The following is a 25,736-nucleotide window of genomic DNA, read 5'->3' as shown; positions in this document are numbered from 1 at the left end:
CGGTGACCGTGCCCGAGCGCCGCACCGCCCACCGGACGGTCTCCCGCCGCCTCGGCCTGCTGAGCGACGCCGAACTCACCGCCCTGGTGGACTCGGGTGTGCCCATGGGCGCCGGGATCGGCGGGCAGGTGCGGCGGGTGGAGGTGGCGGGACGGCGGGTGTTCGTGAAGCGGATCCGGTTGACGGACGCCGAGCGGCGCCCGGAACACGCGAGGTCCACCGCGGACGTCTTCGGACTGCCGTCCTTCTGCCACTACGGCATCGGGGACGTCGGCAGCCCCGGCTTCGGGGCGTGGCGGGAGCTGGCCGTGAACACGATGACCACGCGGTGGGTGCTGTCCGGCCGGTTCCCGGGCTTCCCGCTGACGTACCACTGGCGGGTGCTGTCCGACGGGCCGCGGCCGCTCCCTGCGCAACTGGCCGACGTGGACCGGGCGGTGGCGTACTGGGACGGCGGCCCGGGCCTGCACGCGCGCGTGGAGGGGCTGCGCTCGGCGTCGGCGAGCCTGACGCTGTTCCTGGAGTACATCCCGTCCACCCTGCACGACTGGCTGGGCGCCCGGCTGCGGACGGAGGGCGCGGACGCCGCGTGCGCCCTGGTGGAGCGGGAGTTGCCGGCCCTGACCGGCTTCCTCCGGGAGCGTGGGCTCGTGCACTTCGACGTCCACTTCCGCAACGTCCTCACCGACGGACGGCATCTGTACCTCGCCGATCACGGGCTGGCGCTCTCCGCCGGGTTCCGCCTCACCCCGCCGGAGCGGGCGTTCCTCGACCGGCACCGCGACTACGACCGGGCCTACACCAGCGGCTACTTGGCGAGGTGGCTGGTCACCGACCTGTACGGGTACCGCGGTGCGGAACGCGAGGCATTCCTGCGCGCGTGCGCCGGGGGCCTGCGCCCCAAGGGCATCCCGGACGGAGCCGCCGCACTCGTCGGCCGTCATGCCCCGGTCGGCGTCGTGATGGAGGAGTTCGAGCGACGGTTCCGGGAGGAGGGCCGGTCGACGCCCTTCCCGGCGGAGACAGTGCGCCGCCTCCTCCCCTCGTAGCCGCGGCGCTCGTGGCGGCGCTCACCCGCGCGGGATGCCCGCTTCCAGGTAGAGCGCGGCCCCGCGCTCGCGGGCGCGCAGCGCCCAGCGCAGTCGTTCGTAGCGGACCGGCGGCAGCAGATCGGCCGCCTCCTCCTCCGTGACGAAGCGCCAGGCGCGCAGTTCGGGTCCGGGCAGCAGCAGTCCCGCCACGGCCGCGGAGTCGAGCCGGCCGCCGTCGAAGAGGAGCCGCAGTCCGCCGTAGGCGGGAGGCACCGGGCGCTCCCAGTCCACGACCAGGAGCCGGGGCACGTCCGCGAGCCGGATCCCGGTCTCCTCCTCCACCTCGCGCATCCCCGCGCGCGCGGGCGCCTCGCCGGGCTCCACCACGCCGCCCGGGAACTCCCAGCCGGGCTTGTACGTCGGGTCGACGAGCAGCACCCGGTCCTGCTCGTCGAAGAGCAGCACCCCGGCGGCCACCGTCTCCGCGGTGGGCTCGGGGGTCTGCACGATGTCGCATGCGGCGACGGCCCCGCTGCCGACGGCCGCGGAGATCCGGGCGGCCGTCTCCTGCGGGGTGAGGAACCCGTTGTCGACGGGGTGGGCGTCGGCGGTGAGCCAGGAGGCGAGGGCGGCCTGGTACGGCTCGATGTGGTCGTACGACCACTGACGGATCCGTATCTCGCCGTCGGGGAGGTCCGGGGGGATCTCCCGGTTGGCTATTCGCTCGCGCAGGATCGTTTCCGCCGGAGCGAGGAGGACATGCCGGACGGCGATCCGGCGGGCGGCGAGACCTCCGAAGATCTCGTCGCGGTACTCCTGGCGCAGCAGGGTCATGGGGACGACGAGGGTGCCGCCCAACTCGGCGAGGAGCGCGGCCGCCGTGTCGATCACGAGCCGGCGCCAGATCGGCAGATCCTGGAAGTCGCCGACCTCGGCCAGGCGCTTGGCCGGCAGCAGGTACGGGAGCGCTCCGCCGATGACCTCGGGGTCGAAGAGCGTGCTGTTCGGGATCAGGTCGATCAATTCCCGTGCGGTGATGGTCTTCCCCGCACCGAACGCGCCGTTGATCCAGACGACGGTCACAGTTCCCCCTCTTCTGTTGGCCCCCTGTGGCTTGCCCGCTCCACCCTGCCACGGAAACCAGTTCGCGTTGAGGGCGCAGAGACGCCGTGGCGCCGGCACCCCTCGACGGGGTGCCGGCGCCACGGCCTCGGGCCCGGTACGTCAGCCGTTCTGCCCCAGGGCGTCGTCCTCGACGGCAAGGCTGTCGCTGGCGATGGTGTGGTCGAGCGTGCTGAGGGTGTCGCCCACGTTCAGTCCGCCGAGGTCCTCACCGCCCAGGCCTTGCGAGGGGGTGATCGCCGCGACGACGAAACCGGTGGCGAGGGAGGCGATGGCGAGCATGCTGCGCTTCTTCATGCGTGGATCAACGGCACGAACGGGCCCCGGGTCACGCGCCGGCCGTCAATCCGCTCGCACGATCGGCCCGTTCGCGGCGAGAATGCCGTGGTCACCGACATTTTCAAGATTCCGGGGCGCCAGGTTTTCCGAGGTTCCGGGTTTCCGACGCTCCGGGTTTCCGACGCTCCGGGTTTCCGACGCTCCGGGTTTCCGACGCTCCGGGTTTCCGAGGGAGAGTTCGCCATGAGCGGTCCGCAGCAGGCCCACGCCAGTCTGGACGGGCTGGTGGCGGGCGACGCGTTCGGCGACAGCTGGTTCCTGCGCTCCGACGAGCCCGCCGAGGAACTTCTGGCGGCGCGGGAACCTCGTCCCGCGCCATGGCCGTGGACGGACGATTCGGCGATGGCGTTCGTACTGTTCGCCCATCTGAGGGCGCACGGGGAGGTCCGTCCCGGTGACCTCGCCCGGGAGTTCGCCGCCGAGTACCGCCGCGACCCGGCCCGCAAGTACGGCCCCTCCATGCACGGCGTGCTGCGGCGTGTCGCCGAGGGCGAGGACTGGCGGGCGGTGACGACGGGACAGTTCGGCGGACAGGGCTCCTACGGCAACGGCGCGGCGATGCGGGTCGCTCCGCTGGGGGCCTGGTTCCACCGCGACCTGGTCGCGGTCCGCGAGCAGGCCCAACTGTCCGCGCTGGCCACCCACGCCCATCCGGAGGCGGTCGCGGGCGCGGTGGCCGTGGCGGTCGCCGCCGCGCTGGCAGCCGCCGGCGAGGGGCAGGACGTCCCGCCGCGTGCCGCGTTCCTGCGGGAGGTGGCGGGTCATCTGGCGGACGGCGACGTCCGCTCCGGGCTGTTGGTGGCGGCGAGTCTCCCGGAGCGTGCCTCGGTGCGTCACGCGGCGTCCGTGCTGGGCTCGGGGACGCTGATCTCCGCTCCGGACACGGTGCCGTTCGCCCTCTGGTCCGCCGCGGGGCGCCTGGACGATCTGCCGGGGGCGCTGTGGCAGACCGTGGGCGGGTGGGGCGACCGTGACACGACCTGCGCCATCGTCGGAGGCGTCGTGGCGGCCCGCACCGGCACGGCCGGCCTCCCGGCCGCCTGGCTCCAGGCCCGCGAGGACATCCCCGCCGGAAGCGGCTGGGACGCCCTCGCGGCGGCCGCCCGGACCGGTCCCCTCGATCCTCAGTAGCCCTGCGCCGGAACGTTCCCTCAGGAACCTCAGGACCTCAAAACCTCAGGGACTCGCGAACCTCAGGGACCCGGGGCCCTCAGACCCCCGCGGCCGCGGCTCCCGCCTCCGTCCGCCCGGTGCGCCCGGTCTGTCCGGTTCCTGCCGTCAGGGCCGCCGCGGCCGCCCCCACCAGCCCCGCGTCGGTGCCCATCTGGGCGGGCGTCACCGTCAGGCGCTGGACGAAGGAGAGGGTCGCGTAGTCGAGGAGGGCCCGGCGCAGGGGGGCGAAGAGGACCTCGCCCGCCTTGCCCACGCCTCCGCCGATCACCGCGATGTCGATCTCGACGAGGGTCGCGGTGGCCGCGATGCCGGCCGCCAGGGCCTGGGCGGCCCGTTCGAAGGAGGCCACGGCGACCGGGTCGCCCGCGCGGGCGGCGGCGGCCACCGCGGCCGCGGAGACGTCGCCGTCGGGGCCGGGCTGCCAGCCGTTCTCCAGGGCCCGGCGGGCGATGTTGGGACCGCTGGCGATGCGTTCCACGCAGCCGCGCGCGCCGCACGGGCACGGATCGCCGTCGAGATCGACGCTGATGTGGCCGATGTGCCCCGCGTTGCCGGTGGGACCGGGGTGCAGTCGGCCGCCGAGGACCAGGCCGCCGCCGACGCCGGTGGAGACCACCATGCACAGCGCGTTGTCGTGGCCGCGGGCGGCGCCCTGCCAGTGTTCGGCCGCCGTGATCGCCACGCCGTCGCCGATCAGCTCGACCGGGAGGTTCCCGGTCACCGCCCGGACCCGGTCGACCAGCGGAAAGTCTCGCCAGCCGGGCACGTTCACCGGGCTGACCGTGCCCGTGGAGGCGTCCACGGGTCCGGCGCTGCCGATGCCGACGGCGTGCACGCGCTCCCACAGCGGCGACCCGGTCAGCTCCCCCGACACCTCCTCGACGGCCCGCATCACGGTGTCGCCGTTCTCCTGTGCGGGCGTGGGGCGCTGCGCGCGGGCCAGGATCGTGCCGTCGCCGTCCACCAGCGCTCCGGCGATCTTGGTGCCGCCGATGTCCAGCGCGGCCACGAGGTCGGTGTGCATCAGTCTGGGTACTCCCGGTCCACCATGAAGAAAGGGCTGGCCGGTCCAGCGGTTGGGGGACGCGGGCCGGAGATTGCGGTGGACAGTGTCTCCCGCATCTGACAACGTTGTCCAGGCTCTATGCTCGACGCCACATCCTCATACAAACCCTGGGACCCACACACCCCCGTGCGCAACATTTTGCGGACGGCGCGCCTGACGGTGTCCCGGGGACGACAGGACAGGACACCGCATCGTGCCCGAGACGCAGCGCCGACCCGAGAGCCGTTACGGCAACCGTCCCACCATGAAGGACGTCGCCGCTCGGGCCGGAGTCGGCCTCAAGACGGTGTCGCGGGTGGTGAACGGCGAGCCGGGCGTCACGCCCGAGACGGAACGCCGGGTCCAGGAGGCCATCGACGCGCTGGGCTTTCGCCGCAACGACAGCGCCCGGGTGCTGCGCAAGGGCCGCACGGCCAGCATCGGCCTGGTCCTGGAGGACCTCGCCGACCCGTTCTACGGTCCTCTCAGCCGCGCGGTGGAGGAGGTCGCCCGCGCCCACGGGGCACTGCTGATCAACGGCTCCAGCGCCGAGGACCCGGACCGTGAGCAGGAACTGGCGCTGGCGTTGTGCGCGCGGCGGGTGGACGGTCTCGTGGTGATCCCGGCCGGCGACGACCACCGCTACCTGGAGCCCGAGATCAAGGCGGGCGTCGCCACGGTCTTCGTGGACCGCCCGGCCGGTCGGATCGAGGCCGACTGCGTCGTCTCGGACAACTTCGGCGGCGCCCGCGAGGGCGTGGCCCATCTCGTCGCGCACGGGCACCGCCGGATCGGCTTCATCGGCGACATGCCGCGCATCCACACCGCCGCGGAGCGGCTGCGCGGCTACCGCGCGGCGATGGACGACGCCGGCATACCCGTGGAGGACGCCTGGATGTCCCTGGGGGCCACCGATCCCCTGCGGGTGCGCCGGTCCGCCGAGGAGATGCTGTCGGGGCCCGATCCGGTCACGGCGATCTTCACGGGCAACAACCGGGTGACGGTCACCGTGATCCGGGTGCTCGCCGAGCGGACCCGCCGGGTCGCCCTGGTGGCCTTCGACGACCTGGAGCTCGCCGACCTGCTCCAGCCGGCGGTCACCGTGGTCGCCCAGGACGCCGCCGCCCTCGGTCGTACGGCCGCCGAGCGGCTGTTCCGGCAGCTGGACGGCTCGTTGATCGTTCCCGAGCACATCGAACTGCCGACCCGGCTCGTCACCCGCGGCTCGGGCGAGCTGCCGCCGGCGGACTGAGGCGCCCATGGACGCCCACGACGAGCACCGCACGCTGGAGGCGCTGGGCCTGGCGGACGCTCCGCGCGACCGTCCGCTGACCTATCCCGGCGCCTGGCCGGCCGGCTCCGGGCTGCTCGACGGGGACGAACTGCTGCCGCTGGACCGGCTGACACACCCCGGCCGGACGCCGGTGGTGGCCGTCGGCTCCAACGCCAGCCCCGCCCAACTGCGGCACAAGATGGCCGAGTCCGGTATCACCTCACCCGTCCCGATGGTGAAGGCCCGGGTGACGGGCGTCGAGGTGGGCGTGTCGGCGCACATCAGCCGGCTCGGCTATGTGTCCGCCTCCCCCGTCGCCGCGCCCGGTGTCACAACGGAGTTGTTCGTCATCTGGCTGGACGGGGAGCAGCTCGACGTGGTGGATGCGACCGAGCCGAACTACGACCGGGTACTGCTGCCGGCACCGGGTTTCCGGGTCGAGCTGGAGAACGGCGAGGCGCTCCTCGATGCGTTCGCGTACGTGAATCACCACGGCGTGCTGCACAACGGCTCCGGTGCCCCGCGCAGCCATCCCGGCCAGCGCGCCCTGATCACCGAACTCCTCGCCGTGTCACCGGCGTTGAGGCGGCTGTTCGGGGCGACCCCGGAGGAGTTCTGCACGCGGGCCCGGGCCGACGCCCGGCTGTGCGAGCAAGGCACTCGACTGTTCGCGGAGGAGAAGAGGGTGACCGCGTCCGGCCTGGAGCATCTGCGCGTCGGCTAGCTTGCTCGAACGCCGTCGTCCGTTGTCGTCCGTTAGGGTGTTCGAACGGCATCGCGTGTCGGTCACCGACCGGGTGAGGCATGGAGGTGCCCGTGAGTTTGCCTTACGGAGGCATTCCACACATGTCAGTCGAGCTCAATCACACGATCGTCCACTCCCGTGACAACCGGGAGTCCGCCGAGTTCCTCGCCCACATCCTGGGGCTCGAAGTCGGGGCCGAATGGGGCCCGTTCGTTCCGGTCGACACCAGCAACAAGGTCACCCTGGACTTCGCGACCATCGCGCCGGAGTCCATCGTCGTCCAGCACTACGCGTTCCTCGTCTCCGACGAGGAGTTCGACGCCGCCTTCGAGCGGATCAGGCGGGCGGGGATCACGTACTTCGCGGATCCGCACGGCAGGCAGCCGGGTGAGATCAACCGTCACCACGGCGGCCGGGGCCTGTACTTCATGGATCCGGCCGGGCACGGGATGGAGATCATCACGCGCCCGTACGAGTTCCCCGAGCAGTAGTCGGTCGTCGGCGGCCGCCAACCGGTAGTCAGTAGCCGGTGGTCGGTGACCGGTGGTCAGCGGCCTGAAGCCGTCAGATCGCCTCGTCGAGGTGCCGCGAAGCCCTCCAGGGCCGTCCGGGAGAGTCCGGTCGCGTCGGTCACCTCGGCGAGGTCGAGGGCGCCGCAGTCCAGGCCGCGCAGCAGGTAGCCGCTGAGGGCCTTGGCGGTCGCGGGCTCGTCCATCACATCGCCGCCGGCCCGGTTGGCATACCGGGAGAGTCGTTCGGCGGCCTGGGCGAAGCCCTCGCGGTAGAAGGCGAAGACGGCCGCGTAGCGGGTGGGGATGTGGCCCGGGTGCATGTCCCAGCCCTGGTAGTAGGCGCGTGCGAGGGCCCGGCGGGTGAGGCCGTAGTGCAGTCGCCAGGCGTCGTGGACCTGCTCGGTCGGGCCGACCGGCAGGACGTTCGTGGAGCCGTCCGAGACGCGGACGCCGGTGCCGGCCGCCGCGACCTGCATGACCGCCTTGGCGTGGTCGGCGGCGGGGTGGTCGCTGGCCTGGTAGGCGGCGGAGACGCCGAGGCAGGCGCTGTAGTCGAAGGTGCCGTAGTGCAGCCCGGTGGCCCGGCCCTGGGCCGCCTGGATCATGCGGGCGACGGTCGCGGTGCCGTCGGTGGCGAGGATGGACTGGCTGGTCTCGATCTGGATCTCGAAGCCGAGCCGCCCGGCGTCCAGTCCGCGTGCCTTCTCGAAGGCCTCCAGGAGCGCGACCATGGCGGTGACCTGCTCCGGGTACGTCACCTTCGGGAGGGTGAGGAGCAGGCCGTCGGGCAGGCCGCCGTGCTCCATCAGGCCGCTGAGGAAGATGTCGAGGGTGCGGATGCCCCGGTCGCGCACCGCGGCCTCCATGCACTTCATGCGGATGCCCATGTAGGGGGCCGCGGTGCCCTTGGCGTACGCCTCGGCGATCAGCCGGGCCGCCCGGGCGGCCGTCTCGTCCTCCTCCGCGTCCGGGCGGGGGCCGTAGCCGTCCTCGAAGTCGACGCGCAGGTCTTCGATGGGCTCGCGCTCCAGCTTGGCCCGTACGCGCGCGTACACGGGCTCGGCGAGTTCGTCGGCCAGGCCGAGGCAGGCGGCGAAGGAGGCCGCGTCGGGGGCGTGCTCGTCGAGGGCGGCAAGAGCCTTGTCGCCCCAGGAGCGGACGGTGTCGGCGGCGAAGGCGTCACCGGGGACGTAGACGGTGTGGACGGGCTGGCGGGTGCCGGGGTCTCCGGGGTAGCGGCGGTCGAGTTCGGCGTCGACGGGGGCGAGGGAGGCGCTGATCTCCTCGCTGACGGCGCCCGCGAGGCTCGTCGTGACCGTCTCCTGCTGGCCCTGGCCCATTCCACACCCTCCAGTTTTCCGCTGCACGGAATCAGTAATCCGTAGAGTGAAGTTATCCATGCGGCTTCCGGTGGGTCAACACCCTGTCCACGGCATGGTCCCTGCGCTCACTGCCACACCGATTCCCCCTTCCGTACAACCGTTCTCCCCTGCATCCTTTCCCACAAGGGGAGGGGATTCATGACAGGCACCACGGGGCCGACCCGGCGGGCGGGGCTGAAGAGCATGGTGGCCGCGTTGGCCGCCGTGCCGCTGCTCGGCACGGCAGGGGCTTCGGCCCCGCAGCAGGAGAGCCGGGTGCGCGCAGCGCTTGCGCCCGCGTCCAATGCACCACTTGAGGTCATGACGTTCAACCTGCGTTACCCGGGCGCCAGGGATCCCAACACCTGGCCGGTCCGCCGTCCGGTGATGCGGGCGCTGCTGCGCCGGGCGGCTCCGCACGTCATCGGCACCCAGGAGGGTCTGGCGGCCCAGTTACGCGACATCGAGGCCGACCTCGGGCCGCACTACGACTGGATCGCCAAGGGCCGCAGCGTGGAGGACCCGGAGGCGGTGGCCGTCTTCTACGACACCCGCCGGCTCGCCCCGGTCGAGCACGCGCACTTCTGGCTCTCCGACACGCCCGAGGTACGCGGCTCCAACACCTGGGGCGGGAACTACCCCCGCATGGTCACCTGGGTCCGCTTCCGTGATCTGCGGGCGCGGCGGGAGTTCTGCATCCTCAACACCCATCTCGACAACGGCAGCCAGAACGCGCGTGTGCGCTCCGCCGACCTGATCGCCGACCGGCTCGCCCGGTTCGACCGCTCCCTGCCGCTGCTGGTGACCGGCGACTTCAACGCCATCGCCCATGCCAGTCCGGTCTACGACACGCTGCTGGCCTCCGGTCTGGTGGATACCTGGGACACGGCACGCGCGCGTGGCGGGGTGTACGGGACGTACCACGGGTACCGGGCGCTCATACCGGGCGGGGACCGCATCGACTGGATCCTGGCGACGCCGGGCGTCACGGTCCACCGGGAGTGGACCGACGCTTTCACCGTGAACGGCCAGTATCCGAGCGACCATCTGCCGGTGCAGGCCTCCGTGACCCTGGGATGAGCGAAGGCCCCCGTGACCGGCAGGGTCACGGGGGCCTTCGCTCAGTCGTGCGACTGTCGGACGATCAGCCCTTACGGGTGTTGATCTCCTCGGTGAGCTGCGGGACGACGTCGAAGAGGTCGCCGACGACGCCGTAGTCGACGAGGTCGAAGATCGGGGCCTCGGCGTCCTTGTTGACGGCCACGATGGTCTTCGAGGTCTGCATGCCGGCGCGGTGCTGGATGGCGCCGGAGATGCCGTTGGCGATGTACAGCTGCGGGGACACCGACTTGCCGGTCTGGCCGACCTGGTTGGTGTGCGGGTACCAGCCGGCGTCCACCGCGGCACGCGAGGCGCCGACGGCCGCGCCGAGGGAGTCGGCGAGGGCCTCGATGATCGCGAAGTTCTCCGCGCCGTTGACGCCGCGGCCGCCGGAGACGACGATCGCGGCCTCGGTCAGCTCCGGACGGCCGGTCGACTCGCGCGGGGTGCGGCCGGCGACCTTGGTGCCGGTGGCCTGGGCCGAGAAGGTGACGGCGAGAGCCTCGACGGCACCTGCGGCCGGGGCGGCCTCGACGGCGGCGCTGTTGGGCTTGACGGTGATGACCGGGGTGCCCTTGGAGACGCGGGACTTGGTGGTGAAGGACGCGGCGAACACCGACTGGGTGGCCACCGGGCCTTCGTCGCCGGCCTCGAGGTCGGTCGCGTCGGTGATGATGCCGGAGCCGATGCGCAGCGCGAGGCGGGCGGCGATCTCCTTGCCCTCCGCGGAGGACGGGACCAGCACGGCGGCCGGGGAGACGGCGGCGACGGCGGCCTGCAGCGCGTCCACCTTCGGTACGACGAGGTAGTCGGCGTACTCGGAGGCGTCGTGCGTCAGCACCTTGACGGCGCCGTGCTCGGCCAGCGCGGCGGCGGTGTTCTCGGCGCCCGAGCCGAGGGCGACGGCGACCGGCTCGCCGATGCGGCGGGCCAGCGTCAGCAGCTCCAGGGTGGGCTTGCGGACGGCGCCGTCCACGTGGTCGACGTAGACGAGGACTTCAGCCATGGGATTGCTCTCCTGCGAAACGAAGTTGAGGGGCGGTCTGCGAGGGGCCTTTAGATGAACTTCTGGCCCGCGAGGAACTCAGCGAGCTGCTTGCCGCCCTCGCCCTCGTCCTTGACGATCGTGCCCGCGGTGCGGGCCGGGCGCTCGGTCGCGGTGTCGACCGCAGTCCACGCGCCCTCGAGACCGACCTCGTCGGCCTCCAGGTCCAGGTCGGAGAGGTCCCAGGCCTGAACCGGCTTCTTCTTGGCCGCCATGATGCCCTTGAAGGACGGGTAACGCGCCTCGCCCGACTGGTCGGTGACCGACACGACGGCCGGCAGGGAGGCCTCCAGCTGCTCGCTCGCGGCGTCGCCGTCGCGGCGGCCCTTGACGGTGCCGTCCTCGACCGAGACCTCGGAGAGCAGGGTGACCTGCGGGACGCCCAGGCGCTCGGCGAGCAGGGCCGGGACGATGCCGGCGGTGCCGTCGGTGGAGGCCATGCCGGAGATGACCAGGTCGTAGCCGGCCTTCTCGATGGCCTTGGCGAGCACCAGGGAGGTGCCGATGGCGTCGGTGCCGTGCAGGTCGTCGTCCTCGACGTGGATCGCCTTGTCGGCGCCCATGGACAGGGCCTTGCGGAGCGCGTCCTTGGCGTCCTCGGGGCCCACCGTCAGGACGGTGATCTCCACGTCGTCGTCGGAGTTCTCGGAGATCTGCAGCGCCTGCTCGACCGCGTACTCGTCGAGCTCGGAGAGCAGACCGTCCACGTCGTCCCGGTCGACGGTCAGGTCATCGGCGAAGTGCCGGTCGCCAGTGGCGTCGGGCACAAACTTCACAGTGACAACGATCCTCAAGCTCACGCCGGCTCTCCTACTGCATCGTCAGTTCTTCGGCTGCCTTCTTCCAGGCAGCATAGGTGCCACAAGCGGCCGATCCCGGTTGGGGCGGCCCGCGCTCCGACCGAAATATTACTCGTCAGTACACCCAGTTCGTCCCCGCTAAGCAAGCGCTTTGAACTGTGACCTTTGCAACGCAGCGTAATCGGAACTCGACGGCTTTGCAGGAGGACGGGCCAGTGATCAATCCCGCAGAGCGGTGAACCGGCCCTGGTGGTACAACAACGGACGGCCCGCGCCCGCCTGATCACCGGCCGGATCGCCCTGGATCACCTCGGCCAGCACGATGCGATGGTCCCCCGCGGGCACCCGCGCGACGATCCGGCACACCAGCCACGCGAGCACGTCGTCCAGGACGGGAACGCCCGCCGGGCCCTCGCGCCAGCCGGTCGGCGCGCCGAAGCGGTCGGCGCCGCTCCTGGCGAAGGTGGCGGCCAGCGCCTGTTGATGCTCGCCGAGTATGTGGACGCCGACATGCTCGGCCCGGGACACGGCCGGCCAACTGGAGGCGCCGGTGCCGATCCCGAAGGAGAGCATCGGGGGTTCGGCGGAGACGGAGCTGAGCGAGGTGGCGGTGAAGCCCACCGGGCCGCTCGCACCGGGGGCGGTGATCACCGCGACTCCCGCCGCGTGCCGCCGGAAGACGGAGCGCAGGAGATCGGGTGAGGCGAGCTGAGCGGCGCCGAGGTCGGGCGTGGCCGTCATGAGACTGTCCTTCTGCCGGAGGTGGCGTGCCGGGCCGTGGATGCTCAACGGACCGGACAGCGCGCGCTCGCGGTACGGACCAGGTCGACGTGGACCCGTCCATGGAGCAGGAGTTCCTCAGGCATACGGTCAGGCTGACGATAGGTGGCGGGCGCAGTCAAGTACGTTCCGGCATCTGGGAGATGCCTCACCGCCCCCTGCCGACGGGTCACACCGCCTCCCCCAGGGCCGCGATGACGTCGGCCTTGCGGGGCTGACCGGTGGCGCGTCGCACGACGCGGCCGTCGGCGTCGAGGACCAGGACGGTCGGGGTCTTGAGGATGTCGAGTTCGCGGACGAGGTCCAGGTGCGCCTCGGCGTCGATCTCGATGTGGGTGACTCCGGGAACCACGCCGGCCACCTCGCCGAGGACCCGGCGGGTCGCCCGGCAGGGGGCGCAGAAGGCGCTGGAGAACTGCACGAGCGTGGCCCGCTCGCCGAGTTCGCCGCCGAGCCGGTCCGCTCCGAGCCGTGTTCCCTCGTCCCGCCCGCGCACCCGCACCCTCCCGCTCCGCCGCCGCTGCAGCACTCCGTAGGCGCTCGCCGCCGCGAGCACCGCCACGCACACCAGCAGTCCGGTCATCAGCTCCTCCAGCGTTCACATGACTGCAAAGATTCCCGGGCCCAGGAATCGTTTCCGTTGCGGAATGCTTGATTCATGGACATCGATGCGAGGGGCCCGCGCTTCGGGGCCGCCGTGACGACCGTAGTGCTCGCGGTCGTGCTGATCACGGGCAGCGCCTGGCTGCTGGCCTGGCAGACGGCGGCGTTCGCGCTCGGCGCGGCGGGCGGGGTGGGGCGTTCGCCGTACGGCTGGGTGTTCCGCAGGGTCGTCCGGCCGCGGATCGGACCGCCGACGGAGTTCGAGTCGCCTCAACCGCCGCGGTTCGCGCAGTCGGTGGGACTGCTGTTCGCGGGGGTCGGCCTCGTCGGACTCACGTTGGGGCCCGACTGGCTGGGTCTCGCGGCGACCGGGGCGGCGCTCGCGGCCGCCTTCCTCAATGCTGCTTTCGGGTACTGCCTCGGATGCGAGATGTACCTGCTCGTACGCCGGGTTTCGGTACGCGCGGAGTAAAGGCGACTTAAAAGCCCGAGGTGGATCAAGGGGGTTGAAGTGACGAGAATCTCGCGGTTCCCGGGCACCAGGACTGGCTCCCCGGCCGTTCTTGGGGCACGATCTGCGAGATGCCGTAAACCTACGGCTGCGTAACTTTGCCGTCGGAGGCTTCCCCGGCAAGGAGAAGGAAGGGTCCGCCCCGCCCATGGCAGAGATTGTCTACCGCCCCGCCGTCGGCCTCGCCCAGCTGCTGTTCAAGGCCTGGGACCTCAAGATCGACTGCAAGGGGTCGGAGAACATCCCGCGCTCTGGCGGAGCTGTGCTGGTGAGCAATCACATCAGCTACCTCGACTTCATCTTCGACGGTCTGGCCGCGCTCCCGCAGAAACGTCTCGTTCGCTTCATGGCGAAGGACGCGGTCTTCCGCCACAAGATCTCCGGCCCGCTGATGCGCGGCATGAAGCACATCCCGGTGGACCGCAACCAGGGCGACGCGGCGTACGCGCACGCGCTGGAGTCGCTGCGCTCCGGCGAGATCGTCGGCGTCTTCCCCGAGGCGACGATCTCGCAGTCGTTCTGCCTCAAGACCTTCAAGTCGGGCGCCGCCCGGATGGCGCAGGAGGCCGGCGTCCCGCTGATCCCGATGGCCGTGTGGGGTACCCAGCGGCTGTGGACGAAGGGGCACCCGCGCAACTTCAAGCGCAGCCACACCCCGATCACCATCCGCGTCGGCGAGGCCATCGAGGCCTCGCGCGACAAGTACGCGGGCGCGATCACCCGGCAGTTGCGCGAGCGCGTCCAGGAGCTTCTGGAGGCCGCTCAGCGCGCCTACCCGGTCCGCCCCAAGGACGCGAGCGACACCTGGTGGATGCCGGCCCACCTGGGCGGCACGGCGCCCACTCCGGAGCAGGTGCGCGAGGCCGAGGCGCGCTGACGCCCGCTTGCGCCACCCCCGCGGCGGGGAGGCTCACAGTGCGGTGGGCAGCGTCCGCCAGAGGTGGGCCCGGTCCGGGGCGGCTTTGAGCGCGCCGAGGACGGCCGGGTGCGGGGTGGCGTAAAGGCCGCGATAGTCCAGTTCGCCGGCCGCGGGGTCGGGCAGGAAGGCGAGTCGTTCGCCGTCCAGGGAGAACCGCGCGTCCACACCAGGCTTGTTGCCGCGGGGGTCCTGCCGGTGCCAGGCGCCGTGGAAGCGGACGGCGACGAGTCCGTGCACCACGTCGAACTTCTGGTAGCACAGCGCCGTCGGGATGTCCTCGGCCCGCAGCAGCGCGGTCAGCGCATGGGCCTTGGCGTAGCAGATGCCCGTGCCCTGCTCCAGCACGTCGGAGGCGCGCCAGGTGACGCGCGGGTCGCCGGAGTCCTGCGAGTGGGGAATGGTGTCGCGGACGAACTCGAACGCCAGACGTGCATAGACATACGAGTCCGTGGCCTCCTTGGCGAGACGCGCGGCTGTCTGCCTCACCAGCGGGTGATGGTGGTCGATGACCTCGTCAGCGGCCAGGTACGCGGACAGGTCGGGGTTCTCCTGGATCAGCTCCATGGACGCAGAGCATAGAAAGCGATCACCCGGGCGTCAATTAATTTCCAGGTGATCGCATATCTATGCACGCATCCATGTGCGCGTACGCCCGCTCAGCGCGCCATCTCCTCCTTGACCGCCGCCACGAACGCGTCCACGTCCTCCTCGGTCGTGTCGAACGCGCACATCCAGCGCACGACGCCCGCCGACTCGTCCCAGAAGTAGAACCGGAACCGCTTCTGCAGCCGCTCGCTCACGTCGTGCGGGAGCTTCGCGAAGACGCCGTTGGCCTGCATGGGATACAGGATCTCCACGCCGTGCACGGCCCGCACGCCCTCGGCCAGCCGCTGGGCCATCTCGTTGGCGTGGCGGGCGTTGCGCAGCCACAGGTCCTTGGCGAGCAGGGCCTCCAACTGCACCGACACGAAGCGCATCTTGGAGGCGAGCTGCATGGACAGCTTGCGCAGGTGCTTCATGTGGCTGACGGCGTCCTGGTTGATGACCACGACGGCCTCGCCGAACAGCGCGCCGTTCTTGGTCCCGCCGAGCGAGAGGATGTCGACGCCGACCGCGTTGGTGAACGTCCGCATCGGGACGTCCAGGGAGGCGGCCGCGTTGGCTATCCGGGAGCCGTCGAGGTGGACCTTCATGCCGTGCCCGTGGGCGTGGTCGCAGATCGCGCGGATCTCGTCGGGTGTGTAGAGGGTGCCGAGCTCCGTGCTCTGGGTGATCGAGACGACCTGCGGCATCGCGCGGTGCTCGTCCTCCCAGCCCCAGGCCTGTCTGTCGATCAGCTCGGGGGTGAGCTTGCCGTCGGGCGTCGCGACGGTGAGCAGCTTCAGACCGCCCATGCGCTCGGGCGCGCCGCCCTCGTCCACGTTGATGTGGGCGCTCTCGGCGCAGATCACCGCTCCCCAGCGGTCGGTGACGGCCTGGAGCGCGACGACGTTGGCGCCGGTGCCGTTGAACACCGGGAAGGCCTCCGCGGTGGACCCGAAGTGGCTGCGGACGATCCGCTGGAGGTTCTCGGTGTAGTCGTCCTCGCCGTACGCCACCTGGTGGCCGCCGTTGGCCAGGGCCAGGGCGGCCAGCACCTCCGGGTGGGCGCCGGCGTAGTTGTCGCTGGCGAAACCGCGGACCTCGGGGTCGTGATGGCGACGCGCGTCGGTCTTCGGTGGGTTCACGGCTTCTCGGTGAGCCACAGACGCTGTCCGTTCACTTCGAGGGCGGTCTTCTCCCAGACTCCGGCGATGGCGTCGGCCAGGTCCTCGACGTCCGTGAAGCCCGCGAACTTCGCGTTGGGCCGCTCGGCGCGCATCGCGTCGTGCACCAGTGCCTTCACGACCAGGATCGTGGCCGCCGAGGTGGGCCCCTCGGCGCCCCCGGCCTTGCGGAAGTAGTCGCCCAGGGCCAGCGTCCACGCCTCGGCCGCGGCCTTGGCCGCGGCGTAGGCGGCGTTGCCCGCGGTGGGGTTGCCGGCGGCCGCGGCGCTGATCAGGACATACCGGCCGCGCGCGCTGGCCTGGAGTGCCTCGCCGAAGGCGAGGGAGGTGTGCTGCACGGTCTTGACCAGCAGCAGCTCCAGGAAGTCCCAGTCGTCGAGGCTGGTCTTGATGAAGGTCTCGCTGCCGCGCCAGCCCCCGACGAGATGGACCAGGCCGTCGACCCGGCCGAAGTCCTTCTCGATGCGGGTGGCCCACTCGCGGGTGGAGTTCAGGTCGAGCAGGTCGACGGTGTCGCCGGTGACGGTGGCGCCGCCGGCCTCGTAGCGCGCGTGGTCGACGGCCTCCGCCAGCCGCTCCGGGTCGTTGTCCGAGCCGACGACGGTCGCGCCCTCCTGGGCAAGCCTGAGCAGTGCCGCCCGGCCGGCGGGTCCGCCCGCGCCGGCCACCGCGATCACCGCACCGCTGAGAGCCCCGTTCCCCATGGTCTTCGCCTCCTGAGCAGTGTTCTGCAGAGCAGTGTCCTCGATGCGCAGGTCGCTCACGCGGCGATCCGCTCGGCGCCGTCCGCCGTGATGCCCCGGGTCGAGGCGATCACGCTCTTCAGCTTCTTGGACAGTGCCTCATAGAACATGCTCAGCGGAAACTCGTCCGGAAGCACGTCATCCACGAGCTTGCGGGGCGGCTGGGTCAGGTCCAGGGCATCGGGGCCCTTGGCCCACTTGGAGCCCGGGTGCGGGGCGAGGTAGGCGGAGACCAGCTCGTAGCCCGCGAACCAGTGCACCAGCTTCGGCCGGTCGATGCCGTCGCGGTAGAGCTGCTCGATGTCGGCGCAGAGCTGGTTGGTGACCTGCGGGGCGCGCCGCCAGTCGATGTGCAGCTTGTTGTCGGTCCAGCGGACGACGTCGTGCTTGTGCAGGTAGGCGAAGAGCAGCTGGCCGCCGAGGCCGTCGTAGTTGCGCACCCGGTCGCCGGTGACCGGGAAGCGGAACATGCGGTCGAAGAGGACCGCGTACTGCACGTCACGGGCCTGCGGGACGCCGTCGGACTGCAGTTTCACGGCCTCCTTGAAGGCGGTGAGGTCGCAGCGCAGCTCCTCCAGGCCGTACATCCAGAACGGCTGGCGCTGCTTGATCATGAAGGGGTCGAAGGGCAGGTCGCCGTGGCTGTGGGTGCGGTCGTGGACCATGTCCCACAGGACGAAGGCCTCCTCGCAGCGCTTCTGGTCGTGGACCAGGGCGGCGATGTCCTCGGGCAGCTCCAGGCCCAGGACGTCGACGGCGGCGTCGGTGACACGGCGGAAGCGGGCTGCCTCGCGGTCGCAGAAGATGCCACCCCAGGAGAAACGTTCCGGCGCTTGGCGGACCGCGATGGTCTCCGGGAACAGCACGGCCGAGTTGGTGTCGTAGCCGGCCGTGAAGTCCTCGAAGGTGATGCCGCAGAACAGCGGGTTGTCGTAGCGGGTGCGCTCCAGCTCGGCCAGCCAGTCCGGCCAGACCATACGCAGCACGACCGCCTCCATGTTGCGGTCCGGGTTGCCGTTCTGCGTGTACATCGGGAAGACGACCAGGTGCTGGAGGCCGTCGCGGCGGTTCGCGGCCGGCTGGAAGGCCAGCAGGGAGTCGAGGAAGTCCGGCACGGCGAAACCGCCGTCGACCCAGACCCGCAGATCCCTGGCCAGGGCCCGGTGGTAGTCGGCGTCGTGCGGGAGCAGCGGCGACAGCTCCTCGACGGCCTCGATCACGCGCCGGACGGCCTGCTCGGCGTCCGTGCGCTCCGGTGCGTCCTCAGCCGTGAAGTCGATCGATCCGTCCTTCGCCTGCCAGGGCCGGATCCGCTCCACGGCATCCTTGAGCACGCGCCACGCCGGGTGCTCCACCACCCTGGTCGCCGGAGGCACTCGCTCCCCCGTAGCCGCCTGCACAAGAATTTCCGTCATGTCCCATCCTCCACTGGAGAACCTCGCGTCAGGACACCGTATGCATATGAGGTTTCCTCCAGCAAGTGGACCTTCGGGAGATTATCCTGCGCCCCAGCAATTTCACCGCACTTTTTCCTGCCGGACATCGAAGGTGCGGTTGCTTCCGCCGTGGCGGGGTGGGTAGGGAGAGTCTGGTGCACACACGCACGCTCGGGCCGGCCGACGTTGACCAGGCTGCGTGGTGCGCCGGCACAACCGTCGACGGAAGCGGGTCGCGTCTTGAACTTCCTCACCATCGGTCACCGTGGAGTCATGGGCGTCGAGCCCGAGAACACCCTGCGCTCCTTCGTCGCCGCCGAGCAGGCCGGCCTCGACGTCATCGAACTCGATCTGCACCTGAGCCGGGACGGCGCGCTCGTGGTCATGCACGACCCCGACGTGGACCGCACGACCGACGGGACCGGGCCCGTCGCCGAGCAGACGCTCGTGGAGCTGCGGACCCTCGACGCCGGCCGCGGGGAGCGCGTCCCGGTCTTCGAGGAGGTGCTGGACGCCGTGCGGGCGCCGCTCCAGGCCGAGATCAAGGACGTTCAGGCGGCCCGGGCGCTCGCCGAGGTGATGCTGGCGCGGGACCTGGTGGAACGGGTGGAGGTGTCCTCGTTCCACGACGAGGCCGTCGCGGAGATCGCGCGACTGGTCCCCGGGGTGCGCACCGCGCTCATCAGCAGCCTCCGCCACTCTCGACCGGACTCGAGCGGGGGGACCCCCATCGGCCTCGACGTCGTGGACCGGGCCGTGGCCGTCGGCGCCGCGACGGTCTGCCTCAACCTGCGGCGGCTCAACCTGGAGATCGTCGAGGAGGCCCGGAAACGGGACCTGCAGATCATCGGCTGGGTGGTCAACACACAGGACCAGCTGCGGCTCGTCCGCGCCCTGGAACTGGACGGCGCGACCACCGACTACCCGGAGATCAGGCGTACGGGCCGCTTCACGGCATAGCGGTCAGGAGAGTTCCTTGACCAGCAGCTCGAACTGAAGGTCGTCGCGCTGGGGGATGCCGAAGCGCTCGTCGCCGTACGGGAAGGGGGTCATGCGTCCCGTACGGCGGTAGCCGCGCCGCTCGTACCAGGCGATGAGGTCGTCGCGAACGGAGATCACGGTCATGTGCATCTCGGCGACCTGCCAGTTCTCGCGGGCCTGCCGCTCGGCCTGCGCCATGACCGTCTTGCCGAGCCCGCCGCCCTGGACCGTGGGGCTGACCGCGAACATGCCGAAGTAGGCGTGGTCGCCGCGGTGTTCGAGCTGGCAGCAGGCGACGATCCGGCCGCCCCGCTCGACGGTGAGCAGTCGGCTGTCGGGGTTCTTGATGACCGCGAGCACGCCCTCGGGGTCGGTCCGCCGGCCCTCCAGTATGTCCGCCTCCGTCGTCCACCCGGCGCGGCTGGAGTCTCCGCGGTAGGCGGACTCGACGAGTGCGACGAGTGCGTCCACGTCGGCGTCGGTGGCGTCGCGGAAGGTGAACTCGGTGGATTCGGTGGCGGCGGTGTCCATGCGGGCGGTCTCCGGTCTCTGAACGGTCTCTGCGGGGCTCTGCGGGTCTCTGCGGTCTCTGACGCGGCGGGGACTCCGACGAGCCTAATCCTGCCCCAGTAGGCTTCCGCTGCATGGTGCACGTACTCAGCAGCAGAACCCTGCTCCGACCCACCGACCCCGAGCGTTCCCGTGCCTTCTACGGGGAGCAGCTGGGGTTGGCCGTCTACCGCGAGTTCGGCACGGGGCCGCAGCGCGGGGTCGTCTACTTCCTCGGCGGTGGCTTCCTGGAGCTCTCCGGTCGCGCGGAGACGCCGCCGGATCCCGCCGTACGGCTGTGGCTGCAGGTGGCGGACGCGACCGCGGCGCACGAAGAGCTGCTGGCGAAGGGGGTCGAGATCGTCCGGCCGCCGGTGAAGGAGCCCTGGGGGCTGGTCGAGATGTGGATCACGGATCCGGACGGAACACCGATCGTGCTGGTGGAGGTGCCAGCGGACCATCCGATCCGCTTTCGGCCGGGCATCTGAATCTCCGGCGGGGGGCCGGGCCACTCGGTCGGCAGTCCCTGTGCGCCGGGGTCGGTGGGGCGGGGCCGTCACCGGATGCCGTGGGTCGGGTCGCGGCATAGCGTGCTGGAAGGGGTCTCTTTCGGAGGGAACGCCATGAAGCTCGACGCGCCCGTGCCCGGCGGGCCCTGCTGGGCCGAGCTGGGGAGCAGTGACCTGGAGGCGGCGAAGCGGTTCTACGCGGAGCTGTTCGGCTGGCGCACGGAGACGGATCCACGGCAGGAGGCGGGCGGCTACACGGTCGCGCACCTCGGCGAGGCGGCCGTCGCCGCGCTCAGTCCCCTGTACCAGGAGTCGCAGCCGTGCGCCTGGAGCGTGTCGTTCGTGGTGACCGACGCGGATGTCAGCGCGCGACTGGTCACGGAGGCCGGCGGCAAGGTGCTGGTCGGTCCGATGGACGTCTTCGACGTGGGTCGTTTCGTGGTCGCCGTCGATCCGGGCGGCGCCGCGTTCCAGTTGTGGCAGGCGCGGTCCTTCCCGGGCGCCGGGCTTTTCAACGCGCCCGGCTCGCTCGGCTGGGTCGAGTTGCTGACCCGCGACCCCGACCGTGCGGAGGCCTTCTACACAACGGTGTTCGGCTGGACCGTCCGCTCCTCGGAGAACTACGTGCAGTGGGGTGTCGGCGGCGCGGACTTCGGCGGCATGATCACGATGGACGAGAAGTTCCCGCCCGAAGTGCCGTCGCACTGGCTGCCGTACTTCGCGGTGGCCGATGTGGACGCCTCCACGCAGACGGCGGTCGGGGCGGGCGGCACCGCGCTGATGGAGCCGACGTCGGTGCCGGACGGTCCCCGGATCGCCGTGCTGCGGGACCCGCAGAGCGCGGTGTTCGGCGTGTACCGGGCGGGCGACGAGCACTGAAGTCCGGGCGCTCAGGCCCGCAGCCCCCGCATGTGTCCCTCCAGTCGGCTGAGCAACTCACCCAGCAGGCCGGCCAGTTCGTCCTGTCGGCCGTCGTCCAGGGCGGACAGGACGGCGCTCTCGTAGGTGAGTTGCTCGGGCATGATGCCGTCGACGAGGTCACGCCCGGCGTCCGTGAGACGAAGGTGCGCGACGCGGCGGTCACGGGTGTCGCCGCGGCGCTCCACCAGGCCGCGCTCGCTGAGCTGCTTGAGACGCTTGGTGACGGCGGCCCCGGAGGAGAACGTCTCGCGGGCCAGTTCGCCGGGGGTCAGCTCATGGCCGGTACGGCGCAACGCTCCCAGCAGGTCGAACTCGGGACGGCTCAGTCCGGCTCGCCGCAGGGGCGCGTCCTCGGCCTGCTGGAGAAGGGCGGCGCAGCGGTTGACCCGGCCGATGATCTCCATGGGGCCGGTGTCCAGCTCGGGCCGGACGGTCTGCCACTGCCGTACGACGGCGGCGACGGTGTCGTTCCTGGCCGAGCTGTCGGTCGTGGTCGAGCCGTCGTTCGTAGCCGAGGCCTCACTCGTGGCCGATCCGTCGATCGTGGCCGAGGCCTCACTCGGCGCCGAAGCCTCGCTCGGTGCCGAAGCCTTACTCGTGGTCGAGCCCTCGCTCGTGGGCGGGTCGCCGCTCCCGGACTCGTCGCCGATGGGATTCAGGTCTTCGGCCGCGGGTCGTTCCCGCGACGCGTCCCCGGTCGCCGGTCCCTCCCCCGTCCCGTTCCCGGCCGCCGCCCGTCCCTGCGTCGCCGTCATCGCCGTACGTCCTCCGCTCTCACGTTCACGTACCGGTCCAGGAGCAGCCCCTGGCGCCGTACCGTCGCCGCGAGCGTACGGTGTCCGGACTGTTCGGCCGTCACGACCCGCTCCTCGGGCAGCGCCCGCTGCCACCACTCGCCGGATGCCGCGTCGGCGGCGGCGCGCAGGTCGACCAGCGCGGCGGTGAGGCTCCGGCGGGCCGAGTCCAGCGGGCCGGGGGCGGAAGACGGCTCCGCAAGCAGGCGGGCGGTGTGCTCGCGGGACCGTTCGACGGCCGTCAGGGCGGCCCCGAGGCGGTCGCCGGCCCGGCGGTTGGTGACGGCGACCGCGGCGCCGAAGCCGACCACCGCGCCGACGAGGGTGTCCACGAGCCGCTCGGTGATCAGCCGGCCCGGATCCTGGACCTGCGCGAACTCGGTGATGAGCAGGGCCATCGGGGTCACACAGACGCTGCCGAGCCAGTAGTTGCGGCTGATCAGCGCCTCGGCGCCGAAGTTGAGGGCGAGACAGACCAGGACGAGGGCCGCCTGCGTGAGATGGGCGAGCGGGACGAGCACGGCGAAGGCGAGAACCCCGACGAGGTTGCCGACGACCCGCTGGACCCCGCGGCTCCAGGTGAGGGTGACGTTCGCCTGGTAGAGGGATGCGGCGGTGACCAGGGCCCAGTAGGGGCGTCCGACCCCGAGGGCGAGGGAGACGTAACCGGCGAGGGCGCAGCCCAGGACGGTGCGTACGGCGATCGGCGTGAGGGGGCCGAGACGACGCCACAACGACGGTCCGGCGGTGGCGAGTTCGGCGTCGAGGCCGAGGAGTTCGTCGTCGTCGACGAGGTCGTCCGGGTGCGGGACCGGGCCGGTGCCGCGCAGCTCGCGCGCCCAGTCGCGCAGTCGGGTCGGGTCGGTGTCGGCGGGCGCGGCGAGGGCGATCTCGGCTCGGACGACCAGGCGTTCCAGGGCGCGGCGCGTTTCTCCGGCGCGGGCCGACAGGAGGGTCTGCCAGGCGGCGTGCACGGCGGCGGCCGCGGCGGCGCGGGTCCGGGCGTGGCCGTCGTCGGCGCCGTCCGTGGCGGCGTGGACGGCGGCCGCGTTCAGGGCGTGGGCGGTGGCGCGGCGCTCGGGGCCGTGCGGGCGGGCGAGCCCTGGCGCCATGCCGATCAGCCAGGCCCAGGCGCCCGTGGCGAGGGCCAGGCCCAGATGACCGGGGACCTGTCCGAGGCTCTGCGGCACGAACAGCGAGGCGGAGCTGATGAAGGTGAGGACGACATGGGCGGGCGGGCCGAGACGGGTCGCGTCGCAGAGGACCTTCTGCGCGGCCGCGAGCAGGGCGCCGACGGCGACCAGCACGACGGCGCTGGTGGTGAGCGAGGCCGCGAGCAGGGCGACGGCCAGTCCGCCGGTCATGCCCAGCACCACCCAGGCCAGGACGCGGGCCCGGGCCGCGTAGGGGCGGTTGTGGGCGTAGAGCGCGCAGAGTGAGCCCGCCATCGTGTACATGGCCAGATCCAGCCGCCCGAGCGCCAGCAGGATCAGGTTGGGCGGGGCGACCGCCGCGACCACGCTCAGGGCGGGCTTGAACCAGATGTCGGAGGGCCGGCCGAGGCGCAGCGCGGCGGCGAGCGGGAGAGTGCTGCTCATACCCATCAATTTAGCATGTGTTTTACTCGTAAAATTACTCCGCAAGGCATCCCGTGCCCGTGCCGCGCCCGTGCCGCGCCTGTGCTGCACCCGCGCCGTGCCCGTGCCGTGCTCCGGCGAATGCTCCCCGTGTACACCCTTGCGCCCGCGTGCGCGCGGCAAGCAGCGGGCATCGCATCCCTCGATCGGACGCGATTGACGACGTCGAGCGGGGAGGTGCGCATGCACGGACCGGCTTCGCCCGGCTGGCTGCTCGTCGCGCTGTGTGCGGCGACCGGGGCCTACTGCCTGCTGCGGATGCGCAGCGGAGTCGAGGAACAGCGCAGGGCCGCGGGCGGCGAGGCGCTGATGGGCTTCGGGATGGCCGCGATGGCCGTGCCCCCCGCCGCGTTCACCCCACCGACCTGGGCCTGGCCGGCCTTCGCGGCGGTCTTCGGCGCGGCTGCGCTGCAGGCCCTGTGGACGGCCCGCACCAGCGCCCATCATCTGCACCACCTGGTGGGCACCGGAGCCATGGTCTACATGGCGGCCGTGATGGCCGCAGCGCCCGCGCATGCGCACGACCACGGGCAGGGCGGCTCCGGAATCCCGTTGTTGACCGGCGTGCTGCTGCTGTACTTCACCGGGTACGTCCTGCTCTCCGGGGTCCGGTTGCTGCCCGTGGCCGGGGCGGGCGGACCCGCCGTCGCCGCGGCGTGGGGCGACCGGCCCGAAGTGGCGCGGGCATGCCGGCTGTCGATGGGCATCGGCATGCTCGCCATGCTGCTGACGATTTGAATCCTCCCCTCCCTGAAGGGAAGGGGATTCCTGGCTCAGGCCGCCTCCTGGAGCAGCGCTCCAGGAGGTCTTCCGCCATCAGCACCAGCCGGGTTGAGACCAGCCCGGACGAGCATGACGCGTGCGGAGTTCTTGTCCCGTGGAGACACTGTTCCGCACGCGGTGCACGCGTAGGTGCGCTCACCCAGCGGCAGGCGATGCTTGGCTCTCGCATCGCAGCGCGCGCAGTCCATCGTGGTGTGCGCGGGGTGCACGAGGCGGATGTCCCGCCCGTGCTTGCGGCCCATCTCGATCAGGGCCTGCTTGGTGGCGCCGATGGCGGCGTCAGCGGCCTTGCGGGCCATGGTGCTCCTGGCCAGGAACTTCGGACGGAAGTCCTCGACCGCGACGGCGTCATGGTCACGGACGACCTTCTTGGCCCACTTGCGGCCGGTGTCCTCACGCTGCCTCGCGACCTTCTTGAACGCCTTCGCCCGCAGTCTCCTCGCCTCGCGATAGCCCTTCGATCCAGGCTTGCCCTTCTTCGGCCTGCGGCGGGCCGTCATCCGGTCGTACCGGATCAGCTTCGCCTCGGCCTTCCTGCCGTGCCCGGCGTGCGGCAGGTCGTGCGCGTCGGACGTGGTGGTCGCGGTCTCCTTCACACCCCAGTCGACGCCGAGTGCACGGCCGGTCTCCGGCAGGGGCTGGACCTGGACCTGGACGACGAACGAGCCATACCAATGCCCGAGGCTGTCCTGGTACACACGCACCGAGGACGGCCCGGCCGGCAACTCCCGCGACCACACCACCGCCACGACGACGCCGCCCGCCAGATGCAGACGGCCGTCCTTCAACCGGAACCCGCGCTTGGTGTAGTTGAGGGTCGGCAGCGCCTCGCGCTTCTTCTTGTGCGCCTTGGCGCGGGAGCGGCCGAAGTCGCGAATGACCTGCTGCTGGACAACCGACGAGCCCTCACGCAGCCACCGCGTGCGGGCGCGGGCCTCGGTCAACATCCTGTCAAGCTGAGCCGGGCCGCACGTGGCCCTCTGACCGGTGGCCCTGGCGTGCAGGTATACGGCCTTGGACTTGGCGACGCATTCATTCCACACCCACCGGCATCGGTGCCACTCCGCCGCCAGGGCGGCGCTGGCGGCGGACGACACGCGTAGCCGGTAGGTGTAGCGGGCATGCCCGGCCTCCACAACCGCCCCTGCCTGCACCCTCTCGCCCCCTCACGGTCCCCGGCCGGGACGCTGTGCCGTCCCGAACCCCGCGAAGGACCATACGTACGACAGCCGCACAAACACACCGCGACTCCACAGT

The 25,736-nt window shown here is 71.4% G+C and carries 28 protein-coding genes; 12 read left to right on the top strand and 16 right to left on the bottom strand.

Translation table 11 applies throughout. The features are described 5' to 3' along the window. Nucleotides 1–2: 2 nt before the first annotated feature. Nucleotides 3–1,049 (top strand): protein kinase family protein, encoded by a 1,047-nt coding sequence (locus ABZ725_RS15515; RefSeq protein ID WP_358803196.1) that lies wholly within the window; start codon nucleotides 3–5, stop codon nucleotides 1,047–1,049. Nucleotides 1,050–1,070: 21 nt separating this feature from the next. Here ABZ725_RS15515 and ABZ725_RS15510 read toward each other — a convergent pair whose 3' ends face one another. Together ABZ725_RS15510 and ABZ725_RS15505 are read right to left on the bottom strand one after the other, a co-directional pair. Beyond that, nucleotides 1,071–2,114, bottom strand: a complete 1,044-nt coding sequence (locus ABZ725_RS15510; RefSeq protein WP_358803195.1) for an NUDIX domain-containing protein — start codon at nucleotides 2,112–2,114, stop codon at nucleotides 1,071–1,073. Between the two features lie 141 nt (nucleotides 2,115–2,255). Next, nucleotides 2,256–2,450 (bottom strand): hypothetical protein, encoded by a 195-nt coding sequence (locus ABZ725_RS15505; protein ID WP_358803194.1) that lies wholly within the window; start codon nucleotides 2,448–2,450, stop codon nucleotides 2,256–2,258. Between the two features lie 225 nt (nucleotides 2,451–2,675). Between ABZ725_RS15505 and ABZ725_RS15500 the strand changes: the two genes are divergently transcribed. Next, entirely contained in the window at nucleotides 2,676–3,623 is a 948-nt protein-coding gene (locus ABZ725_RS15500) for an ADP-ribosylglycohydrolase family protein (RefSeq protein ID WP_358803193.1), read from the top strand. A gap of 79 nt (nucleotides 3,624–3,702) precedes the next feature. Here the strand turns inward: ABZ725_RS15500 and ABZ725_RS15495 are convergent, their stop codons facing one another. Next, the gene (locus ABZ725_RS15495; RefSeq protein ID WP_358803192.1) at nucleotides 3,703–4,689 is read right to left on the bottom strand and encodes an ROK family protein; all 987 of its coding nucleotides are present in this window, start codon (nucleotides 4,687–4,689) and stop codon (nucleotides 3,703–3,705) included. Between the two features lie 235 nt (nucleotides 4,690–4,924). Here ABZ725_RS15495 and ABZ725_RS15490 point away from each other — a divergent pair, with 235 nt between their 5' ends. The 3 genes from ABZ725_RS15490 (at nucleotide 4,925) to ABZ725_RS15480 (ending at nucleotide 7,219) form a co-directional block, all read left to right on the top strand. Further along, nucleotides 4,925–5,962 carry a LacI family DNA-binding transcriptional regulator gene (locus ABZ725_RS15490; protein WP_358803191.1) on the top strand — a complete coding sequence of 346 codons (1,038 nt, stop codon included), beginning with the start codon at nucleotides 4,925–4,927 and terminating at the stop codon, nucleotides 5,960–5,962. 7 nt (nucleotides 5,963–5,969) lie between these two features. After that, nucleotides 5,970–6,707, top strand: a complete 738-nt coding sequence (locus ABZ725_RS15485; protein ID WP_358803190.1) for a hypothetical protein — start codon at nucleotides 5,970–5,972, stop codon at nucleotides 6,705–6,707. Between the two features lie 122 nt (nucleotides 6,708–6,829). Next, nucleotides 6,830–7,219: a VOC family protein gene (locus tag ABZ725_RS15480; RefSeq protein WP_358803189.1), complete on the top strand. Its 390-nt coding sequence runs from the start codon at nucleotides 6,830–6,832 to the stop codon at nucleotides 7,217–7,219. A gap of 56 nt (nucleotides 7,220–7,275) precedes the next feature. Here ABZ725_RS15480 and ABZ725_RS15475 read toward each other — a convergent pair whose 3' ends face one another. Further along, complete coding sequence (locus ABZ725_RS15475; RefSeq protein ID WP_358803188.1) at nucleotides 7,276–8,580, bottom strand: aldolase; 1,305 nt, start codon at nucleotides 8,578–8,580, stop codon at nucleotides 7,276–7,278. A 180-nt stretch (nucleotides 8,581–8,760) separates the two neighbouring features. Here ABZ725_RS15475 and ABZ725_RS15470 point away from each other — a divergent pair, with 180 nt between their 5' ends. Next, on the top strand, nucleotides 8,761–9,681 hold the full coding sequence (locus tag ABZ725_RS15470; protein ID WP_358803187.1) for an endonuclease/exonuclease/phosphatase family protein: 921 nt from the start codon (nucleotides 8,761–8,763) through the stop codon (nucleotides 9,679–9,681). A 64-nt stretch (nucleotides 9,682–9,745) separates the two neighbouring features. Here ABZ725_RS15470 and ABZ725_RS15465 read toward each other — a convergent pair whose 3' ends face one another. The 4 genes from ABZ725_RS15465 to ABZ725_RS15450 form a co-directional block, all read right to left on the bottom strand. Further along, nucleotides 9,746–10,708 (bottom strand): electron transfer flavoprotein subunit alpha/FixB family protein, encoded by a 963-nt coding sequence (locus tag ABZ725_RS15465; protein ID WP_358803186.1) that lies wholly within the window; start codon nucleotides 10,706–10,708, stop codon nucleotides 9,746–9,748. Between the two features lie 50 nt (nucleotides 10,709–10,758). Continuing rightward, nucleotides 10,759–11,547: an electron transfer flavoprotein subunit beta/FixA family protein gene (locus ABZ725_RS15460; RefSeq protein ID WP_351920537.1), complete on the bottom strand. Its 789-nt coding sequence runs from the start codon at nucleotides 11,545–11,547 to the stop codon at nucleotides 10,759–10,761. A gap of 219 nt (nucleotides 11,548–11,766) precedes the next feature. Continuing rightward, nucleotides 11,767–12,288 carry a flavin reductase family protein gene (locus tag ABZ725_RS15455; protein ID WP_358803185.1) on the bottom strand — a complete coding sequence of 174 codons (522 nt, stop codon included), beginning with the start codon at nucleotides 12,286–12,288 and terminating at the stop codon, nucleotides 11,767–11,769. 208 nt (nucleotides 12,289–12,496) lie between these two features. Next, on the bottom strand, nucleotides 12,497–12,910 hold the full coding sequence (locus ABZ725_RS15450; protein WP_351920541.1) for a thioredoxin family protein: 414 nt from the start codon (nucleotides 12,908–12,910) through the stop codon (nucleotides 12,497–12,499). Between the two features lie 75 nt (nucleotides 12,911–12,985). On the opposite strand from ABZ725_RS15450, the gene ABZ725_RS15445 reads away from it, so the two are divergent. Further along, complete coding sequence (locus tag ABZ725_RS15445; protein WP_358803184.1) at nucleotides 12,986–13,402, top strand: DUF4395 domain-containing protein; 417 nt, start codon at nucleotides 12,986–12,988, stop codon at nucleotides 13,400–13,402. Between the two features lie 187 nt (nucleotides 13,403–13,589). Further along, nucleotides 13,590–14,318 (top strand): lysophospholipid acyltransferase family protein, encoded by a 729-nt coding sequence (locus tag ABZ725_RS15440; RefSeq protein WP_358803183.1) that lies wholly within the window; start codon nucleotides 13,590–13,592, stop codon nucleotides 14,316–14,318. 33 nt (nucleotides 14,319–14,351) lie between these two features. Here ABZ725_RS15440 and ABZ725_RS15435 read toward each other — a convergent pair whose 3' ends face one another. From ABZ725_RS15435 to ABZ725_RS15420, 4 genes are all read right to left on the bottom strand, one after another. After that, entirely contained in the window at nucleotides 14,352–14,924 is a 573-nt protein-coding gene (locus ABZ725_RS15435; RefSeq protein WP_358803182.1) for a transglutaminase family protein, read from the bottom strand. Between the two features lie 92 nt (nucleotides 14,925–15,016). Further along, nucleotides 15,017–16,087, bottom strand: a complete 1,071-nt coding sequence (locus tag ABZ725_RS15430; RefSeq protein WP_358803181.1) for a low specificity L-threonine aldolase — start codon at nucleotides 16,085–16,087, stop codon at nucleotides 15,017–15,019. Further along, nucleotides 16,084–16,830, bottom strand: a complete 747-nt coding sequence (locus tag ABZ725_RS15425; protein ID WP_351920562.1) for an SDR family oxidoreductase — start codon at nucleotides 16,828–16,830, stop codon at nucleotides 16,084–16,086. The genes ABZ725_RS15430 and ABZ725_RS15425 overlap by 4 nt, the downstream gene beginning before the upstream one ends. 56 nt (nucleotides 16,831–16,886) lie before the next feature. Further along, on the bottom strand, nucleotides 16,887–18,284 hold the full coding sequence (locus ABZ725_RS15420; protein WP_358803180.1) for a DUF6421 family protein: 1,398 nt from the start codon (nucleotides 18,282–18,284) through the stop codon (nucleotides 16,887–16,889). 261 nt (nucleotides 18,285–18,545) lie between these two features. Here ABZ725_RS15420 and ABZ725_RS15415 point away from each other — a divergent pair, with 261 nt between their 5' ends. After that, nucleotides 18,546–19,265, top strand: a complete 720-nt coding sequence (locus ABZ725_RS15415; RefSeq protein ID WP_358803179.1) for a glycerophosphodiester phosphodiesterase family protein — start codon at nucleotides 18,546–18,548, stop codon at nucleotides 19,263–19,265. A gap of 3 nt (nucleotides 19,266–19,268) precedes the next feature. Here the strand turns inward: ABZ725_RS15415 and ABZ725_RS15410 are convergent, their stop codons facing one another. Continuing rightward, nucleotides 19,269–19,817 (bottom strand): GNAT family N-acetyltransferase, encoded by a 549-nt coding sequence (locus ABZ725_RS15410; protein ID WP_358803178.1) that lies wholly within the window; start codon nucleotides 19,815–19,817, stop codon nucleotides 19,269–19,271. A gap of 113 nt (nucleotides 19,818–19,930) precedes the next feature. Here ABZ725_RS15410 and ABZ725_RS15405 point away from each other — a divergent pair, with 113 nt between their 5' ends. Continuing rightward, nucleotides 19,931–20,323, top strand: a complete 393-nt coding sequence (locus tag ABZ725_RS15405; protein ID WP_358803177.1) for a VOC family protein — start codon at nucleotides 19,931–19,933, stop codon at nucleotides 20,321–20,323. A 135-nt stretch (nucleotides 20,324–20,458) separates the two neighbouring features. Beyond that, entirely contained in the window at nucleotides 20,459–21,223 is a 765-nt protein-coding gene (locus tag ABZ725_RS15400) for a VOC family protein (RefSeq protein ID WP_358803176.1), read from the top strand. A gap of 11 nt (nucleotides 21,224–21,234) precedes the next feature. On the opposite strand, the gene ABZ725_RS15395 is transcribed toward ABZ725_RS15400, so the two are convergent. After that, entirely contained in the window at nucleotides 21,235–21,807 is a 573-nt protein-coding gene (locus ABZ725_RS15395; protein WP_358803258.1) for a MarR family transcriptional regulator, read from the bottom strand. Between the two features lie 209 nt (nucleotides 21,808–22,016). After that, nucleotides 22,017–23,657 carry an FUSC family protein gene (locus ABZ725_RS15390; protein ID WP_358803175.1) on the bottom strand — a complete coding sequence of 547 codons (1,641 nt, stop codon included), beginning with the start codon at nucleotides 23,655–23,657 and terminating at the stop codon, nucleotides 22,017–22,019. 222 nt (nucleotides 23,658–23,879) lie between these two features. Between ABZ725_RS15390 and ABZ725_RS15385 the strand changes: the two genes are divergently transcribed. Continuing rightward, nucleotides 23,880–24,434, top strand: a complete 555-nt coding sequence (locus tag ABZ725_RS15385) for a DUF5134 domain-containing protein (protein WP_358803174.1) — start codon at nucleotides 23,880–23,882, stop codon at nucleotides 24,432–24,434. 35 nt (nucleotides 24,435–24,469) lie between these two features. Here ABZ725_RS15385 and ABZ725_RS15380 read toward each other — a convergent pair whose 3' ends face one another. Further along, nucleotides 24,470–25,633, bottom strand: a complete 1,164-nt coding sequence (locus tag ABZ725_RS15380; protein WP_358803173.1) for a transposase — start codon at nucleotides 25,631–25,633, stop codon at nucleotides 24,470–24,472. Between the last annotated feature and the right edge of the window lie 103 nt (nucleotides 25,634–25,736).

Source organism: Streptomyces sp. NPDC006872 (assembly GCF_040635845.1).
GTDB lineage: Bacteria > Actinomycetota > Actinomycetes > Streptomycetales > Streptomycetaceae > Streptomyces.
Note: the sequence above shows the minus strand (reverse complement) of the source record. Positions and strands in the feature narration are given on the sequence as shown.